Annotated in this window: 14 protein-coding genes; 6 read left to right on the top strand and 8 right to left on the bottom strand. The window is 69.2% G+C overall.

What is annotated here, in order from left to right; translation table 11 throughout:
- Window positions 1-146 precede the first annotated feature (146 nt).
- Genes KZC51_RS01880 through KZC51_RS01855 form a run of 6 tightly spaced genes read left to right on the top strand, consistent with a single transcriptional unit; the run spans window position 147 to window position 6,733 of the window.
- Window positions 147-1,631, top strand: a complete 1,485-nt coding sequence (locus KZC51_RS01880; protein ID WP_247628325.1) for an APC family permease — start codon at window positions 147-149, stop codon at window positions 1,629-1,631.
- Window positions 1,632-1,661: 30 nt separating this feature from the next.
- Window positions 1,662-2,420 carry a gamma-glutamyl-gamma-aminobutyrate hydrolase family protein gene (locus KZC51_RS01875; protein WP_247628324.1) on the top strand — a complete coding sequence of 253 codons (759 nt, stop codon included), beginning with the start codon at window positions 1,662-1,664 and terminating at the stop codon, window positions 2,418-2,420.
- Window positions 2,417-3,181, top strand: a complete 765-nt coding sequence (locus KZC51_RS01870) for an SDR family NAD(P)-dependent oxidoreductase (RefSeq protein WP_247628323.1) — start codon at window positions 2,417-2,419, stop codon at window positions 3,179-3,181. Before KZC51_RS01875 ends, KZC51_RS01870 begins: the two co-directional genes overlap by 4 nt.
- Window positions 3,166-4,551 carry a glutamine synthetase family protein gene (locus KZC51_RS01865; protein WP_247628322.1) on the top strand — a complete coding sequence of 462 codons (1,386 nt, stop codon included), beginning with the start codon at window positions 3,166-3,168 and terminating at the stop codon, window positions 4,549-4,551. The genes KZC51_RS01870 and KZC51_RS01865 overlap by 16 nt, the downstream gene beginning before the upstream one ends.
- 1 nt (window position 4,552) lies before the next feature.
- Window positions 4,553-5,995 carry an aldehyde dehydrogenase family protein gene (locus tag KZC51_RS01860; RefSeq protein WP_247628321.1) on the top strand — a complete coding sequence of 481 codons (1,443 nt, stop codon included), beginning with the start codon at window positions 4,553-4,555 and terminating at the stop codon, window positions 5,993-5,995.
- Window positions 5,996-6,010: 15 nt separating this feature from the next.
- The gene (locus KZC51_RS01855; protein ID WP_247628320.1) at window positions 6,011-6,733 is read left to right on the top strand and encodes a FadR/GntR family transcriptional regulator; all 723 of its coding nucleotides are present in this window, start codon (window positions 6,011-6,013) and stop codon (window positions 6,731-6,733) included.
- Window positions 6,734-6,844: 111 nt separating this feature from the next.
- On the opposite strand, the gene KZC51_RS01850 is transcribed toward KZC51_RS01855, so the two are convergent.
- The 8 genes from KZC51_RS01850 to KZC51_RS01815 all read right to left on the bottom strand — a co-directional run bounded on the left by KZC51_RS01850 (window position 6,845) and on the right by KZC51_RS01815 (window position 16,357).
- Window positions 6,845-8,311, bottom strand: a complete 1,467-nt coding sequence (locus tag KZC51_RS01850) for a catalase (RefSeq protein ID WP_247628319.1) — start codon at window positions 8,309-8,311, stop codon at window positions 6,845-6,847.
- 75 nt (window positions 8,312-8,386) lie between these two features.
- Entirely contained in the window at window positions 8,387-8,809 is a 423-nt protein-coding gene (locus KZC51_RS01845) for a Fur family transcriptional regulator (RefSeq protein WP_247628318.1), read from the bottom strand.
- Between the two features lie 198 nt (window positions 8,810-9,007).
- Window positions 9,008-11,038: a hypothetical protein gene (locus tag KZC51_RS01840; protein WP_247628317.1), complete on the bottom strand. Its 2,031-nt coding sequence runs from the start codon at window positions 11,036-11,038 to the stop codon at window positions 9,008-9,010.
- A 259-nt stretch (window positions 11,039-11,297) separates the two neighbouring features.
- Window positions 11,298-12,287, bottom strand: a complete 990-nt coding sequence (locus tag KZC51_RS01835) for a glycoside hydrolase family 130 protein (protein WP_247628316.1) — start codon at window positions 12,285-12,287, stop codon at window positions 11,298-11,300.
- Between the two features lie 30 nt (window positions 12,288-12,317).
- Window positions 12,318-13,160 (bottom strand): carbohydrate ABC transporter permease, encoded by an 843-nt coding sequence (locus KZC51_RS01830; protein ID WP_247628315.1) that lies wholly within the window; start codon window positions 13,158-13,160, stop codon window positions 12,318-12,320.
- Entirely contained in the window at window positions 13,157-14,053 is an 897-nt protein-coding gene (locus tag KZC51_RS01825; protein WP_247628314.1) for a carbohydrate ABC transporter permease, read from the bottom strand. Before KZC51_RS01825 ends, KZC51_RS01830 begins: the two co-directional genes overlap by 4 nt.
- A 4-nt stretch (window positions 14,054-14,057) precedes the next feature.
- Window positions 14,058-15,329 (bottom strand): sugar ABC transporter substrate-binding protein, encoded by a 1,272-nt coding sequence (locus tag KZC51_RS01820; RefSeq protein WP_247628313.1) that lies wholly within the window; start codon window positions 15,327-15,329, stop codon window positions 14,058-14,060.
- Window positions 15,326-16,357 carry a LacI family DNA-binding transcriptional regulator gene (locus KZC51_RS01815; RefSeq protein ID WP_247628312.1) on the bottom strand — a complete coding sequence of 344 codons (1,032 nt, stop codon included), beginning with the start codon at window positions 16,355-16,357 and terminating at the stop codon, window positions 15,326-15,328. Before KZC51_RS01815 ends, KZC51_RS01820 begins: the two co-directional genes overlap by 4 nt.
- Window positions 16,358-16,428 lie beyond the last annotated feature (71 nt).

Here is a 16,428-nt window from a genome sequence, read left to right as displayed (position 1 = left end):
CGGGCTCGCAGACTGAGCCGTGAGGGGCGCCGAGCGGCCACGCACCGTCGTCGCCGGTCGAGTGAATATCCGTCAGCCCCTTGTGCCGGCTTGGGCTAATGGACTAGAAAGTAGACCATTAGCCCAATCCGAAGAGGATGGTTCACATGGATGCTTCGACAACGACGTCGCAGAGCGCAGGAACAACACGGGATCGCGACCTGCGAGGAAACCTCGGCGCGGTGGCCGTCACCTTCATGGTGATCGCGGCCGCCGCTCCCCTCACAGTGGTCGGCGGCCTCGTGCCGATCGGCTACCTCATCGGCAACGGGATCGGATTCCCGGTCATGTTCCTCGTGGCCACCGTCATCCTGCTGCTCTTCTCCGTGGGCCTCACCGCGATGAGCCGGTACCTGCCCAAGGCCGGATCGTTCTTCGTCTTCGCCACCCACGGACTCGGCCGCACGCCGGGCCTCGCGACCGCGTACCTCGCTCTGGTCTGCTACACGACGGTGCAGATCGCCGTCTTCTCCTACCTCGGGGCGACGATCAGCTCGAGCATCGCGCTGCTGGGCGGGCCGGAGATCCCGTGGTGGCTGCTCACCCTCGCGAATGTCGCCATCGTCGGCAGCCTCGGGTATCGGCGGATCGAACTCAGCTCGCGGGTGCTCGTCGTGGTGCTGCTGGCCGAGATCGGCATCGTGGTGCTGCTCGGCGTGGTCATCCTCGCCACGGGCGGCGCCGACGGTGTCACGTTCGGCACCTTCGTGCTGCAGAACGTCCTCTCCGGTGCCCCGGCGCTCGGGCTCATGTTCGCGATCGCGAGCTTCATCGGATTCGAGTCGACCGTGGTCTACCGCGACGAGGTTCACACGCCCGAGCGCACCATCCCTCGCGCCACCTACGCCTCGGCGATCGTGATCGGCCTGTTCTACGCGTTCGCGTCGTGGACGATCGTGGTCGGCGTCGGAGAAGGGGCGATCGTCGAGGAAGCCGCGGCGGATCCGACCACGCTCATCACCCGCGTCACCGAGCAGTACCTCGGACCGGTCGGCTCGGTCATCGTGGCGCTGCTCTTCCTGGGGAGCATGTTCGCGGCCGTGCTCTCACTGCACAACGTGCTGACCCGGTATCACCACGCCATGGCGAATGCGCGGCTGCTACCCGACCGCGTGGGCACTGTGCACACGCGGCACGGCTCTCCGCACGTCGCGTCGATCGTGCAGGTGGTCACGTCGGGACTCGCGATCGTCATCCTGGCCCTCATCGGCTTCGCGCCGGAGAACATCTTCTCCTGGTTCGCGGGCATCGGGACCCTCGCGATCGTCATCCTGATGGCGGTGACCTGCCTCGCGGTGATCGTCTACTTCGCCCGCCACCGCGTGCTGCGCAGCCCCTGGCACACCGTCATCGCGCCCGGTCTCGGCTTTCTCGGGCTCGCCGTCTCGGCCGTGCTCATCGCCGCGAACTTCCCGCTGCTGGTGAGCGACGTCGACGAGACGGGGGCTCCGGCGTGGGGACCGATCAGCATCACGCTCGTCGCCGTCGTCGTGCTGGCCCCGATCGCCGGACTCGTGCAGGCCGCGATCATGCGCCGGAAGACGCCAGAGGCGTACGCGCAGATCGCCCGCCGCTTCGACGAGAACGCCTGACTCTCGACACCCGCCCGCTCTCCACGAAGGATGGACATCATCACTACCCGCACCCTGCACCCACCGCTGATCGGGATCACCGGACGGCGCAAGTCCGCCGGCATCGTCGGAGCGCCCCACGGCTTCGTCGACGCGCCCCTGGAGGCGTACATGAGCGAGTATGCGACCTCGGTCGTCAGCGCCGGCGGCCTGCCGGTGCACCTGCCGATGGATGCTGCGCCTGAGGAGTTCGTCGCACGTCTCGACGGCATCGTCATCTCCGGCGGCGACGATGTCGATCCGCGCCGCTACGGACAGGCCCCCGGGCCGCATACGTTCCAGATCGACCCTGAGCGGGATGAGTTCGAGTCCGCGCTCATCGCGGCGGGAATCGCCCGGGGAGTCCCCGTGCTCGGCATCTGTCGAGGCGCGCAGCTGCTCAACGTCGTCCGCGGAGGCACGCTGCACCAGCACCTCCCGCTCGGCGAGGGCGAGTCGCACGGCTCGTACGCCTACCCGCGAGCCCATCGGGTGCACGATGTGCAGACCGCGCCGGGGAGCGTCGTGCAGGCGCTCTACGGCGAGACGACCCGCGTGAACTCCTTCCATCACCAGGCCGTCGATGTGCCAGGTGAGGGCATCGTGGTCACCGGAAACGCGCCGGACGGGATCATCGAGGCCATCGAGGTCCGCGGCGTTCCCGCGATCGGGGTGCAGTGGCACCCGGAGACCTTCGGGGGAGACCCCGTCTTCGGCTGGCTCGTGGAGCAGGCCGTCCAGTACTCGACGCAGAGCAAGGAGACGAAATGAGACATGCAGACAAGAACGCCTTCCTCACGGGGGCAGGGTCGGGGATCGGACGCGAGACGGCACTCCGGCTGGCATCGGAGGGCGCGCGCGTGCTCGTCACCGACGTCTCGCTCGACGGGGCGGCGGAGACGGTCGCACTGATCGAGGCGGCCGGTGGCACCGCGATCGCGGCCACGGTCGACGTGCGCTCGCGTGAGCAGATCCGCGCCGCCGTTGATCTGGCACGCGAATCCTGGGGGGCGCTGCACCTGCTCGTGAACAACGCCGGCGTGGTCACGGAGCACTCCTTCGAGACCCTGACGGAAGAGGCCTGGGACTTCGTCTTCGACATCAACCTGAAAGGGCAGTTCCTGGTCGCCCAGGAGGTCGCCCCGCTGATCGCGGAGTCCGGCGGAGGCGCGATCGTGAACCTCTCGACCGTCGAAGCCCTGGTCGTCGTCACCAGCACCGGCACGGCACAGCCGCACTACAACGCCAGCAAGGCCGGCGTGCCCATGCTCACCAAGGCCCTCGCCGTCGAACTCGCGGCGAAGAACATCCGCGTGAACTGCGTGGCTCCGGGCCCGATCGCCACCGACTTCTTCGACTACGAGAGCGTCACGAGCGCCGAGGGACTGGAGTTCATGAAGCAGCGCCTGCTGGTGCCGCGCGTGGGACTGCCGTCCGACATCGCCTCTGCGGTCTCCTGGCTGCTCAGCGACGAGGCATCCTGGATCGACGGCATCCAGCTGCCGGTCGACGGAGGGTGGCTGACGCGATGATCGACGACGTGCGGCTCGCGCCGGATGAGCTCGAGACCGCGGGCATCCGCACCGTCATCGTCGCGACGCCCGACCTGCAAGGGCGTCTGGTCGGGCGCCGTATCCCGGTCGAGGGGTTCGGCCGCGTCGTGGCGAACGGCGTCGACATCTGCACCTGCGCCTGGGCGTGGGACATCGATCAGGGTCTCGAGCTGATCGACGCCAACAAGTTCGCCGTCTGCGGCATGCACAACGGGGTGCCGGACGTGACGCTGATCCCCGATCTGGAGACGCTGCGCCCGGCCGCGTGGCTCGACGGCGTCGCGATCTGCCTCGCCGATCCGGTCGACGTGCACACGAAGGAACCGCTGCCCCTGTCACCCCGTGTGATCCTCAAGCAGGAGCTCGCCCGCATCCGCGAGGCCGGGCTGACACCGCAGGTGGGCACGGAGCTGGAGTTCTACCTGTTCCGCAACGACCCCCGCGAGCTGCGCAAGTCGGGGTTCCGCGACCTGGATCCGACCACGCTCACCCCCTCCGACTTCATGATCCACGAGGGCAACCTGTACGAGCCGTTCTTCCAGAAGCTGCGGGCCGACCTGCGCGCCAGCGGCATCATCGTCGAAGCCGCGCAGAGCGAATGGGGGCTCGGGCAGTGGGAGATGACCTTCACCTACGGCGACCCGCTGGAGATGGCCGACCGGCATGCGCTGTACAAGCTCGCCGTGCGCGACACCGCGGCACGCGCAGGGATGTCGGCGACGTTCATGGCCCGCCCGCTGAACGACCAGCCCGGTTCCTCCTGTCACGTGCACGTGTCGTTCCTCGATCACGACGGCACAGAGGCGTTCTGGGATGCGGATGACCCCGAGCATCTGAGCCCGCGGATGCGGTCCGCGATCGCCGGGGCGTTGGAGCACGCTCCGGCGTTCATGGCCTGGTACGCGCCGACCGTCAACGCATATCGCCGCAGCAACTCCGCCGATGTCGCCGGCAACGGTCGCACCTGGGGGTTCGACAACCGCACCACGACCGTGCGGGTCGTGGGGCACACCCCCTCGGCGCTTCGATTCGAGTTCCGTCTGCCCGGCGCCGACACCAACCCGTACTTCACCCTCACCGGTGTGCTCGCCTCGGCGCGCGACGGCATGGCGCAGGGGACCGCGCTCGGTGACGCCGTGCGGGGCAGCGCGTACGACCTGCCGAACGACGGGGCGATGCCGACCGACCCCCGCCGGGCTGCCGAGCTGTTCGCGGCGAGCAGGCTCGTCCGCGAACTCCTCACCCCCGACCTCATCTCGCACCAGCAGGTGCTGCTCGAGCACGAGTGGACCACGTTCATGTCTCGGGTGACCGACTGGGACCTGCACCGCTACTTCGATCGGATCTGATATGACGTACCCCGCGCTGCGCACCTGGATCGGCGGTGTCGCCGAAGACAGCCCGGAGAGCGACGGCTCCTGGCTGCACGACCCCAACACGGGGGAGCCGCTCGCGCCGTCGCTGTCGAGCTCGACCGCGCAGGTCGACCGTGCCGTGGCGGCCGCGCAGGCGGCGCACGACGATCGGCGGTGGCGCGGGTCGACGCCCGAGCGCCGGGCGGAGCTGCTCGACGCGCTGGCGGAGTGGGTCGATGTCCGCGCCGAGGAGATCGCTCGGCTCGATGCGCTCAACAGCGGCGTCCCGATCTCGGTCACCCGGCTCTTCGGCGGGGCGAACGGTGCCACGCTGCGCGATGCGGGCCGTCGGGCGGTGGCCGTGCAGGACTCCCGACTACTCCCCGCGGAGCAGGGCGAGGTGCGGCTGCACCGTGTGCCCTGGGGGCCGACCGCGCTCATCCTGCCGTGGAACGCGCCGTCGGCGATGGCGGTCAAGAAGACCGCGTTCGCGCTCGCCGCGGGCGCCGTCGTGGTGCTCAAGCCGTCGTCGTTCTCACCGTGGAGCGCCCAGCTGCTGCTGGAGGGTGCGCACGCGGTCGGCATCCCCGATGGCGTCGTCAACCTGGTGCAGGGGAGCGGAGGTGTGGGACGCCGACTCGTGGGCGATGAGCGCATCGCGGCGATCTCGATGACCGGCTCCACGCCGACGGGCAGGGCGATCGCGGCGACGGCAGCGGCGCGCTTCGCCCGGCTGCAGCTCGAACTCGGCTCGAACAACGCCGCGATCGTGCGTGCGGATGCCGATCTCCCCGCGGCGGCGAAAGCCCTGGCGGATGGGGTGCTGAAGCTCTCCGGTCAGTGGTGCGAGGCGCCACGGCGCGTGCTCGTCGACCGTGCGCGCCGCGACGAGCTCGCCGCGCTGCTGGCTGACGAATTCGGACGACGCGTGATCGGGTCGAGCCTGGACGAGGCCACGGAGGTGGGGCCGGTGGCGTTCGCCGCGCGTCGCACCGAGCTGGAGGAGCAGCGTGATCGCCTCGTGAGGCAGGGGGCAGAGGTGTTCCGGGTCGACCGCACACCGGACAGCGGCTGGTTCTTCGCGCCGAGCGTGGCCGTGCTCGACGGCCCCGGCCTGGCGGACGAGGTGTTCGGGCCCATGATCCAGGTCGGCGCATACCGTGACGAGGATGAGGCGGTGCGCATCGCCAACACCGGTCAGGTCGGCCTCGCCGGCTACGTCTTCGGCGGGGATGAGGCGGCTGCGGCCGCTCTCGGCACACGGCTCGTCGCGGGCGAGGTCAAGGTGAACGGCACCAGTGTTCTCGACATGTCCGCGCAGTCGGCGCAGAGCTTCTTCGGCGCCAGCGGACTCGGCGGTCACGGCGACGACGATGTGCTTGACTTCTTCGTGGGGAAGCAGATCGTGGGCGTGGACAGGCCGGGTCTCCCCCTTTAGGCGGACGGAGTACGCATGGGTGAGCGCGACGAGGCGCACCGCGACTTCTCCCGCGCTGTGCTGCAACCCGTGTCGGGATATCAGGCGGTGGTGGGCTTCCTCCGCCGCGAGATGGCGCTCGGCCGCATCCGCCCGGGCGATCGACTGCCCCCGGAGCGTCGGCTCGCCGAGCAGCTCGGCGTCGCTCGAGAGACCCTGCGGCAGGCGCTGCGCATTCTCGAAGGCAGCGGCCAGGTCGTGATCTCGCGAGGAGCGTCGGGCGGTGCCATCGTGCAGGATGCGGCGCTGGACCCGCGGCTGATCCGCGAGGAGGTGCGCACGCGTTCGGCGGAGATCGGCGAGCTCACCGAGTTCCGCGTGATCGTGGAGTCGGGTGGGGCAGCCCTGGCCGCTGCGCGGCGCACCGACGACGACCTCGAGGCGATGGTGCTCGCTCAGCGCGATCTCGCCGCATCCGAGACCAAGGCGGATTCCCGCATCGCCGACACCGACTTCCACATCGCTCTCGCGGAAGCGTCGCGGAACGCCCTGGTGCGCGACGCCGTGGAGGAGGCGCGAGTGCGCATGTTCGAGTCCGTCGACCTGATGAGCTTCGAGTTCGTCAAGGAGTCGAGCTGGGGAGCGCACGAGAAGATCCTGGATGCGGTACGCCGCGGCGATGCCGAGGGTGCTGCCGCCGCGATGCGCGCCCATCTGCGCACCACGAGCGAGGAGTTCGCCCGGGTCGTCGACCTCTGAGCGCCGCGTGCGGGCTCCCTGAGTGCACGAGGACCTGCCGAGTGCACGGCCTCGACGCGATGCGAAGCCGTGCACTCGGCAACAGGCCGTGCACTCGGAGGTGCGGAAGGGTCAGACCTCGCGGCGCAGGGCCTCGCCGAGGGTGGCATCCACGTTCGTCCAGTACTGGAAGAAGCGTTCGCGGATCGCGTCGATGGTGATGCTGCGGCCCTGACCCGTGAGGGTCTCCAGGAACCGGGCCCGCTGTGCATCGTCGAAGACCGTGCGGTAGAGCGTGCCCGCCTGACCGAAGTCGTCGTCGTCCAGGTGCAGGGTCGCGGCAGCGCGCATCAGCTCGCCGTCGGACTCCCAGCTCGCCTCGACACCCGCGACCGGGTCGGCCACCGGGCCACCGGCCGGGCCGAAGGAGTGCGGCGTGTAGACGCGGTGCGCGGCATCGTTGTGCCGGTACTGCATCTGCCCTTCGTGCATGTAGTTGCGCGTCTCGGCGGCGTGCGCCTGGTTCACGGGCAGCTGGTTGTAGTTCGCCCCGATGCGGTAGCGCTGCGCGTCGGAGTACGCGAACACGCGCGCCATGAGCATCTTGTCGGGCGAGATGCCGGTGCCGGGCACCTGGTTCCCCGGCGAGAACGCGGCCTGCTCGATCTCGGCGAAGAAGTTCTGCGGGTTGCGGTTCAGCGTGAATGTGCCGACCTTGATGCGCGGGTAGTCCTTCTTCGACCAGGTCTTGGTCAGGTCGAACGGGTTGAACCGGTAGTCCTTCGCCTCGTCGTAGGGCATCACCTGCACGTACACGTCCCACGAGGGGTGCTCGCCGCGGTCGATCGCGTCGAACAGGTCGCGGCGGTAGTAGTCGGCATCCGATCCGGCGAGCTGCTGCGCCTCGTCGGCGCCCATCTCCTCCACGCCCTGCTTCGACAGGAAGTGGTACTGCACCCAGAAGCGCTCACCCTCGGCATTGATCCACTGGTAGGTGTGCGAACCGTAGCCGTTCATGTGGCGCCAGCTGCGGGGCAGTCCGCGGTCGCCCATGAGGTACGTCACCTGGTGCGCAGTCTCGGGCGAGAGGGTCCAGAAGTCCCACTGCATGTCGGCGTCGCGCAGGCCGGAGTCGCCGAGGCGCTTCTGCGAGTGGATGAAGTCGGGGAACTTCATGGCGTCGCGCAGGAAGAACGTCGGGGTGTTGTTGCCGACGATGTCGAGGTTGCCCTCCGACGTGTAGAAGCGCAGCGCGAAGCCGCGCACGTCGCGCCAGGTGTCGGGGGAGCCCTGCTCACCGGCCACAGACGAGAACCGCAGCAGGGTCTCGCTGGTGGCGCCGGGCTGGAACACCGCGGCGCGGGTGTACGCCGAGACGTCTTCGGTCACGACGAACTCTCCGAACGCGCCGCCGCCCTTGGCGTGCGGGTTGCGCTCCGGCACCCGCTCGCGGTTGAACGAGGCGAGCTTCTCGACCAGATAGCGGTCGTGGAGCACGGTGGGGCCGTCGGCTCCGACGGTGAGCGAGTGGGCGTCGCTGGCGACCGGGGTGCCGGTCTGCGTCGTCGTGGCGGGCTGGTTGGTGGCAGGATTCGTCATGTTCTTCTCCTTCTGCGCGCAGGCACGGCGAGCATCCCTGTCTCGCGGATGGCGAGAAGGGGCGGGCGCGTCGGACTACTGCGCGGCGTTCTGGCAGCTGGGGCACACGCCCCAGAAGGTGACTTCGGCTGTCTGGACGGTGAATCCCCCGGCTGAGGACGGGGTGAGGCACGGCGCGTCGCCGACCACGCAGTCCACATCGCCGACCGCACCGCAGGAGGTGCAGACGACGTGGTGGTGGTTGTCGCCGATGCGTCGCTCATAGAGGGCTGCGGAGCCTGCCGGTTCGATCCGGCGGATGAGTCCCGCCGTCGTCAGGTCCGCGAGGATGTTGTGCACCGACTGGATCGACGTGGTCGGCAGCACCGCGGACACGGCGCGGTAGAGCCGCTCCGCATCCGTATGGGCCATGGAGGTCAGTGCCTCGAGCACGGCGACGCGGCCCGCGGTCGCGCGCAGCCCGGCGCCGCGAAGCGCCGAGTCGAGTGCTGTCTCCATGCCTCGACCCTACCGGTTCTTTTGAGTGATTCAAAAGAGCGGATGCCTTGGGCGTGTCATCCGGTTATCGCGTCACCCTGCGGCCGACGTATCGCGGAGCGGATGACGGATCACGGAACGATCTGTGGCGATGTCTCCGTGATCCGTCATGACTTCCGTGATCCGTCACCCGCCGAACCGGGGACTTCAGCTCCGGCGTCAGCCACGGGTGATCGTGAAGCCCGCGCCCCGCACCCGCACCTTCGCGCCCTGCACGGCCTGGCCACGCGAGGAGCCGTCGGCGTCGTAGGCCCGCCCGTTCCCGCGCCCGAGCGCCGGCACCCGCTGTTCCGCGCGCGTGCCGTTGGCGTAGAGCACCGCGGTTCCCGCCGTGGTCGTGTACACCGCGTTCACGATGCGGGGCTGGATGACGAGTGCGTCGAGTCGCACGTCGCCCCGGCTCGTGCACCGCACGGTCACGGCGGCATCCGGCAGGTCGCCGCCGAGCAGCTCGGGCACCAGCATCCCGTCCGCCTCGGTCAGTCCGCGATCGCCCGTGCCGCCGGCCGGGGTCTTGGTCGTCCACAGGCGACGACGGCCGCGGAACACCTCCCACACGGCGTCGCCCGCGGCCGCGGCCTGACGCCAGACGAGTCCGTGCAGGGTGCCGCCCGCTTCGGTGACGTCGAACTCGACCCACTCGCCCTTCGGCAGCCGCACGAACGCGCCGCCGGAGAGGTTCCCCTCGCCGGTCCACGCGCCACCCGCCGGGGTCTCGACCACGGCGCCGGCCGACCGGCGCGCGGTCTCGGCGTCGATCACGCGCAGCCCTGAGAACGAGCGCAGGCCGGTGATCGAGGTCGCGATGTCGGCGACGTCGCGGTGGGCGTCGAGCAGCAGCATCGTGAGCAGCCCGTGGATCGTGGACTCCGCGCCGGAGTTCCGGTTCACGCGTCCGTCGGTCTCCACGCCGTCGAAGGTGACGCCGGTGGCGGGGTCGTACACGGGCACGCCCGCGGTGTTCGCGCCGAAGAACCAGCCGGCGGCGAGACCGGCGAGAGCGCGATGGCCCTCTCCGCCCGCGGCGACCGCGCCGGCCACCCGGCCGTGCGCCCCGTAGGCGATCTGCGCCTCGGCGGGCAGCGGCGCCCACGCGTTGTGCGGACCGCCCGAGGCGAGCACCTGGGGCGTGAAGCGTCCGGCATCGGCGACCGCGGCGGCGGTCCAGTCGCGGCGACGCAGCAGCGATCCCGCGCGGGCGAGCGCCTCGGGTGCGGCCGCGCCCCAGGCGTGCCAGAAGCCCAGTGAACCGGTCCACGGCAGCACGGCGCCGAACGGCCAGCCCTTCGAGGGGTCGGTGGACATCGCGGCCACGCCTTCGCCGTAGGTCTGCAGTGCACCGCGGCTGCGGGAGTCGCCGGCTTCGGCCGCGGCGGCCAGGCCGAGCATCGCTTCGGCCGTGGCATCCGCTCCTCCGGCGATCAGCCAGGCGGGGAGCTTGCGGCCGTCGCTGCGCACCCACTGCCCCGCGCGGGACAGCGATTCCTTGCCGAGGGCATCGAGGCACAGGTGCAGGCGGGCGCGCAGGAACTTCGCGAACTCGGCATCCTCGCGCCGGAACGCGGCATAGCCCTCGCCGAACGCCCACACGCTGCGGGCGAGCCAGTAGGACTCGGCGGAGTCGGACGGATCGGGGAGCTCGACGGGGATCGCGCTCGGATTGAGCGTGCCGTCCTCCTGCTGCCACAGCACCACGCGTCCGGCGTTCGGACCCGTCGTGGTCTGCAGGAACGCGAGCGAACGCAGCAGGTCGCGTGCCTCGTCGCGGCTCTGCGCCTCGCCGGTGGCCTTCCAGTCGCGCAGGAACACGATGGCCGCACGGGCGATGTCGTCCGCGTTGTAGGCGCCCTGCGTCCAATACCCGGTCACCGCATCGCGCGTGCCGCCGCCGACCGGGCGGAAGCCGCCGGCCCCGTCGGTGTCGGCGTAGGTCCAGGGGGCGCGCACGATCGGCCGGGTGTCGATCCCGAACGTCGTGTGCGTGTCGCTCGGCGCGACAGGAACCTCAGCCAACAGGAAGCGCAGGTGCGCGAGGTTCGTCAGGCGAGGGCGCCGGGCTGCCTCGAGGGGCAGTGCACCGGCCGCGCCTGCGGTGGTGGTCGTCGCGCCGACGGCGGTGTCGACGGGGAGGAGGGCAAGGGCGGATGCCGTCGCCGCGATGGTCAGGAATGAGCGTCGTGAGGTGTCCATGTCGTCACTTCTTCGTGCGGTCGGTGGATGTTCGGTGGGGTGGGGTGGGGTGGTGTCGGTGTCGGTGTCGGTGTCGGTGTCGGTGTCGGTGCGACAGATCGCGGAGCGGATGACGGATCACGGAGGAAAGTGCGGAGATTCCTCCGTGATCCGTCCGAACCTCCGCGATCCGTCGGGTCGAACCGGGGCCGGACCGGGGTCGAACCGGGGCCGGAACCGAGGCCGTGGCGGGCAGGACCCCGGGCCGTACGGGCCGGATTCAGGGGGTGTCGGAACCGGGCTCGCGCAGCGCACGACCCCAGGACTCGGCCGGATCGTGGATGGCGACCGCGAGGGTCGTGTCGGACTGCCCGTAGTACGCGAACCACTTGTCCTGGAACTTCACCAGACCCTCCACGAAGGTCACGTTGGAGACCAGGCCGTGCGTGTCCTCGAAGGTCTGCGGACGCAGCCACGGCTCCTGCATCCGCGCGATCACCCGGGTGGGGTCATCCGGATCGATCGCGATCTGGCCGCAGCGGTAGTCCACGTCGACCGTGCCGTCGTCATGCACCGTGCGGGTGGCGCCGTTGGTGAGGAACAGCAGCAGTCCGTTGTCGGTCACCACGGGGGAGGTGCCGATCTCGACCAGGGCCTCGTCCCAGGTGCCCGGCGTCGGCGAGTACATCGGCTCGGTGTCGGGGGTGCCCGGCGTCCAGTGGATGAGGTCGTCGCTGGTGGCCCAGTAGATCGCGCCTTCGCCGAAGTACATCCACCACGTGCCGTGCATCCGCTGCGGCACGATGACCCCGGCCTTCGACCAGTTGAACCCGCGCGGGTCCATGGTCTTGAACGTGTCGAAGTCGTCGAACAGCGGGCCGTGCTTGGTCCAGGTGCGCAGGTCGGTCGAGGTGGCCAGGCACAGCTGGGCGCTGCGGCGGTCCCACCCGGTGTAGGTGAGGTAGTAGGTGCCCTCGATCAGCGCGATGCGGGGGTCCTCGCAGCCGAACCGCTCGTAGTCCTCCGAGGGCGAGAGGATCGGTGCATCCTCGCGGGTGAAGGTGACGCCGTCGCGCGACCGGGCGATGCCGATGTGCGAGACGATGTCGTCCGCATGGGCCCGGTAGAGGAGCACGACCTCGTCGCCGTCGACGATCGCGGCGGGGTTGTAGAGGTTCGCGGACTCCCAGCTCGCGCCGCGGGGACGCAGGATCGGGTTGCCCTCGTGGGGCGTGAACGGTCCGAGGGGGAAGGAGGCTCCGGTGAACATGGATGCCCTTTCTGGCTAGACAGCGGGGGATCAGCCTTTGACGGCTGCGCCAAGGTCGGTGGCGGTGAAGAAGCGCTGGAAGACGACGAACAGGATGACGACCGGGAACGCGAGCGCGGTGGCGCCGGCGAGGATCGCCCCGTTGGGGTTCGCGGTGGACTGCGCGACGTTGGAGATGTAGTTCGCGAGGGAGACGGCGAGCGGCTGCAGCGTCGCATCCTTCGTGATGAGGAACGGCCACAGGAATTCGTTCCAGGGGCCGATGAACGTGACCAGCACGACGGTGACGAGCACCGGCTTGATGAGCGGGATCGCCACCGAGGTGAGCAGGCGGATCTCGCCCGCGCCGTCGATGCGGGCGGCCTCGAAGATCTCCACGGGGAGAGCTTTGAAGAACTGCACGAAGATGAACACCGCCGTCGTGTTGATCAGGAACGGCAGGATCATGCCCAGGTACGAGTCGCCCAGGCCGTAGTTGCGGGTGATCTGCACATACAGCGGGATCATCAGCAGCTGGAACGGCACCATCTGCACGAGCAGCATCAGCACCCACACCACTCCGCGTCCGCGGAAGTCGAGGCGGGCGATCGCATAGCCGGCCAGCAGCCCGAACACGACGGTTCCCAGCAGCACGCCTGCGGTGAAGATCAGCGAGTTGAGCAGCGAGCCCATCAGGTCGATGCGCGAGTCGATCGCGATGAAGTTGTCGACCGTCCAGCCGCCGGTGGGCAGCAGTTCGCTCGGCGAGTTCGTCGGGTTCTCCTGGAACGCTCCGACCAGCATGAAGTAGAACGGGAAGGCGAACCCGATCGCCGCGACCGTGAGCAGGATGATGCTCAGGATGCGGGGCAGTGAACGTCGGCGTCTCATCATCGCTCCCTGGTTGCGCGGTTGGCGGCCAGCGACAGCATCCCGACCAGGATCACGAGGATCATGCCGATCGCCGCCGCCGTGTCGGGGTTCTGCTGCTGGATGCCCAGCTGGTAGATGAGCAGCACCGGGGTGGAGGAGGCGCCGTCCGGGCCTCCGCCGTTGGTGAGCAGGTACGGCTCGGTGAAGAGGTTGGCGCCGGTGATGATCGAGAGGATCAGCACGAGCGTGGTCGCGCTGCGCACCCCGGGAATGGTCACGTGCAGGAAGCGCGTGAACGGGCCCGCACCATCGGTCTCGGCCGATTCGTAGAGCTCCTTGGGCACGTTCTGCAGCGCGGCCAGGTACAGCAGGATGTAGAAGCCCAGCTGTTTCCAGGTCACGTAGAGCGCGATCATCGGCATCGCCAGTCCGCTGTTCACGAGCCACGAGGGGTCGGGCGCGAGCGGACCGAGCACGGTGTTGATCAGGCCGTTCCCCGAGAACAACAGCATCCACACGCCCACCAGCGAGACACTCGCAGTCAGGTACGGCACGTAGAACGCCACGCGATACGCGGCGACCCAGCGGATGCCCGTGTTCAGCGCAGCTGCCAGCACCAGCGCCAGCACTGCGGTGAGCGGCACGTTGATCACGAGGAACACGAGGGTGTTGCGGAACGCGTCCAGCACCCGCGGATCCGTGAGCACCGTCACGAAGTTGTCGAAGCCCACGAACGGGCGGTCGACCTCGACGCCCGGCGCTGTGAAGAAGTAGTCGTGGAAGGCGATGTAGACCGCGAACCCGAGCGGGTAGGCGAAGATTGCGATCACGAAGACGAAGTACGGCAGCGTGAAGAGGCCGCCGATCGGTTGCGCACCCAGCCATCGGGTACGCAACCGTCGGTTGTCGGTCACGATGTCACTCGGCGACGAGCTTGTCGATCTTCTCCGCCGCGTTCGCGAGGAAGTCGTCGATCGAGTTCTTGCCGAAGATCACCGCGGCGGAGTACTCGTCGCGGAAGGCCTGCCAGGCCTCGACGGAGTTCGGGATGCTGGGCACATCGGCGGTCGCCTCGGCCTGCTTGGCGAACGCCACGTAGTCCGGGTTCGCGTCGAAGTAGTCCCCGTAGGTCTCGGTCAGGTCGGTGCGCATCGGCATCTGTCCGGTCTGCTCGAGCAGTTCGCCGTCGCTCTCGACGCTGGTCGAGAACTGCAGGAACTCCCATGCCGTTGCCTGGTTCTTGCACGACGTGAACATCGAGACGCTCTTGGAGTCCGCGAAGGTGATCGGGTTCTCGCGGCCGTCGCTCGTGGGCACCGGCATGAAGCCGACGTCGACGGTGTCGGCGTACGACGGGATCGCCCAGGGGCCGGCGAGCTGCATCGCGGTGGTCCCGGCCGACATCGCGTCGTCGGTCGAGGCTTCGTTCGGCGCGAGCTTCTCGTCGTAGAAGGTCTTCCAGAACTCGGCGACCTCGCGGCCGGCATCCGAGTCGAACGTGGACTTGCCGTCCTCGACGAGCATCGTGCCGTCGGTCTCGGCGAGGTAGAGCGGGTAGAAGTCGAACCACGGCTGGTAGAACTCGCTGGTGGGAGCCGGCCAGATGGCGCTCTGCACGCCGGAGTCGACGATCGCGCGGGAACCCTCGAGGAAGGCGTCGTAGGTGTTCATCTGCGGGTCTTCGGGGTCGATGCCCGCCGCCTCGAACAGCGCCTTGTTGTACATGACCATGACGGGGTTCGACTTCCACGGAAGCTGGTAGAAGCTGCCGTCGGTCGAGTAGCTCTCGACGTCGCCGCTGCGGGCGGTGATGTAGTCGCTGCCGCCGTCGATCTTGCTCAGGTCGACGAGCCCGCCCTGCTTGACCCAGCCGGAGACGGCTGCGGGGGCGACGTTGTAGACCAGGCAGGGAGCGGTGCCGGCGGTGATGGCCGCGGTGATGGCCTCCTCGGACGAGGAGCCGGCCGGGATCTCCTGCGCGGTGACCTTCTCGTCGGGGTGGTCGGCGTTCCAGGCCTCGACGACGGCGGTGCCCCAGGCGACCTCCTGCTCGTTGTTCGAGAGCCAGACGTTGATGGGTCCGGTGCCTTCGGCGGAGCCCGAGTCGTCTCCTCCTCCTCCTCCGGCGGAGCATCCGGTGGCGACGAGTGCGACGGCGCCGATGAGCGCGACTGCGCGGATCTTCTTCATGGTGTCCTCCTCGACACAGTGGGTGGAGCGGCCGACGATGCAGCCGTGCTCTCGCGGAAGTGCACGACGTTGCAGTCGACGATCTCGGTGCGCGGGTGCGCTCCGAGGATGTCTGCCCGCAGCAGGCGGGCGGCAGCGCGGCCTCGGGCCGCGGGGTCGGATGAGACGCTGGTGAGCGCCGGGGACAGATGCGCCGACAGGTGATCGTCGTCGAATCCGGAGATCGCGAGGTCGTCGGGGATGACGAGACCCTGCGAACGGGCGAACGAGAGGCCGGCGATCGCCATGGTGTCGTTCGAGTACACGATGGCGGTCGGACGCTGGGGGAGGGCGAGCAGCTCCTCGGTGAGGGCGCGACCGCTGGCAGCCGTGAAGTCGCCCTCGCGCAGCAGGGTGTCGTCGCCCATCGTGTCGATGTAGGCGTCGGCGCGGGCACGGGAGTGCACGTAGTCGAGCGGGCCGGAGACGTGCGCGATGCGTTCGTGCCCCGCGTCACGCAGGTGGGTGATGATCTCGCGGACCGGCGCGGCGTCGTCGGTGCGGACGCAGGAGAACGCGGAGGGCTGTTCGTACGCGCCGACCAGCACCGTCGGAAGACCGAGGTCGTCGAGGAACGGCACGCGCCAGTCGTCGTCGCGCAGGTCGAGCAGCAGGGCGCCATCGGCGCGGCCGTGGGTGAGGGCACGGTAGGCCCGCTCCTCGGCCTCGCGGTCGGGCACGACCTGCAGGATCAGCGCGGTCTCGGTCTCGGTCAGCACCGACTCGACTCCGGCGATGAAGGCGGGGAAGAACGAGTCGTTTGCGATGACCTCGGGGTCTCGGGCGAGCACGACGGCGACGGCGTTGGCGCGGCGGGTGGCGAGGGCTCTGGCGCTCTGGCTCGGCACCCAGTTCAGCTTCTCGGCCGCAGCGAGCACCTTCGCCCTGGTCTCTTCCGAGATGGGGCGGTTGCCGCTCAGGGCATGCGAGACCGTGGCCTTGGTCACGCCTGCCTCTCGGGCGACGTCGGCGATCGTCGTGCGGCTCATGCCACCTCCTCGTGGGAATGACCCACGCAGCGAGGTGGGTACGGCAGCGAGCGTAAACCGGTTTGATAGCA

The organism is Microbacterium croceum, assembly GCF_023091245.1.
GTDB lineage: Bacteria > Actinomycetota > Actinomycetes > Actinomycetales > Microbacteriaceae > Microbacterium > Microbacterium croceum.
Note: the sequence above shows the minus strand (reverse complement) of the source record. Positions and strands in the feature narration are given on the sequence as shown.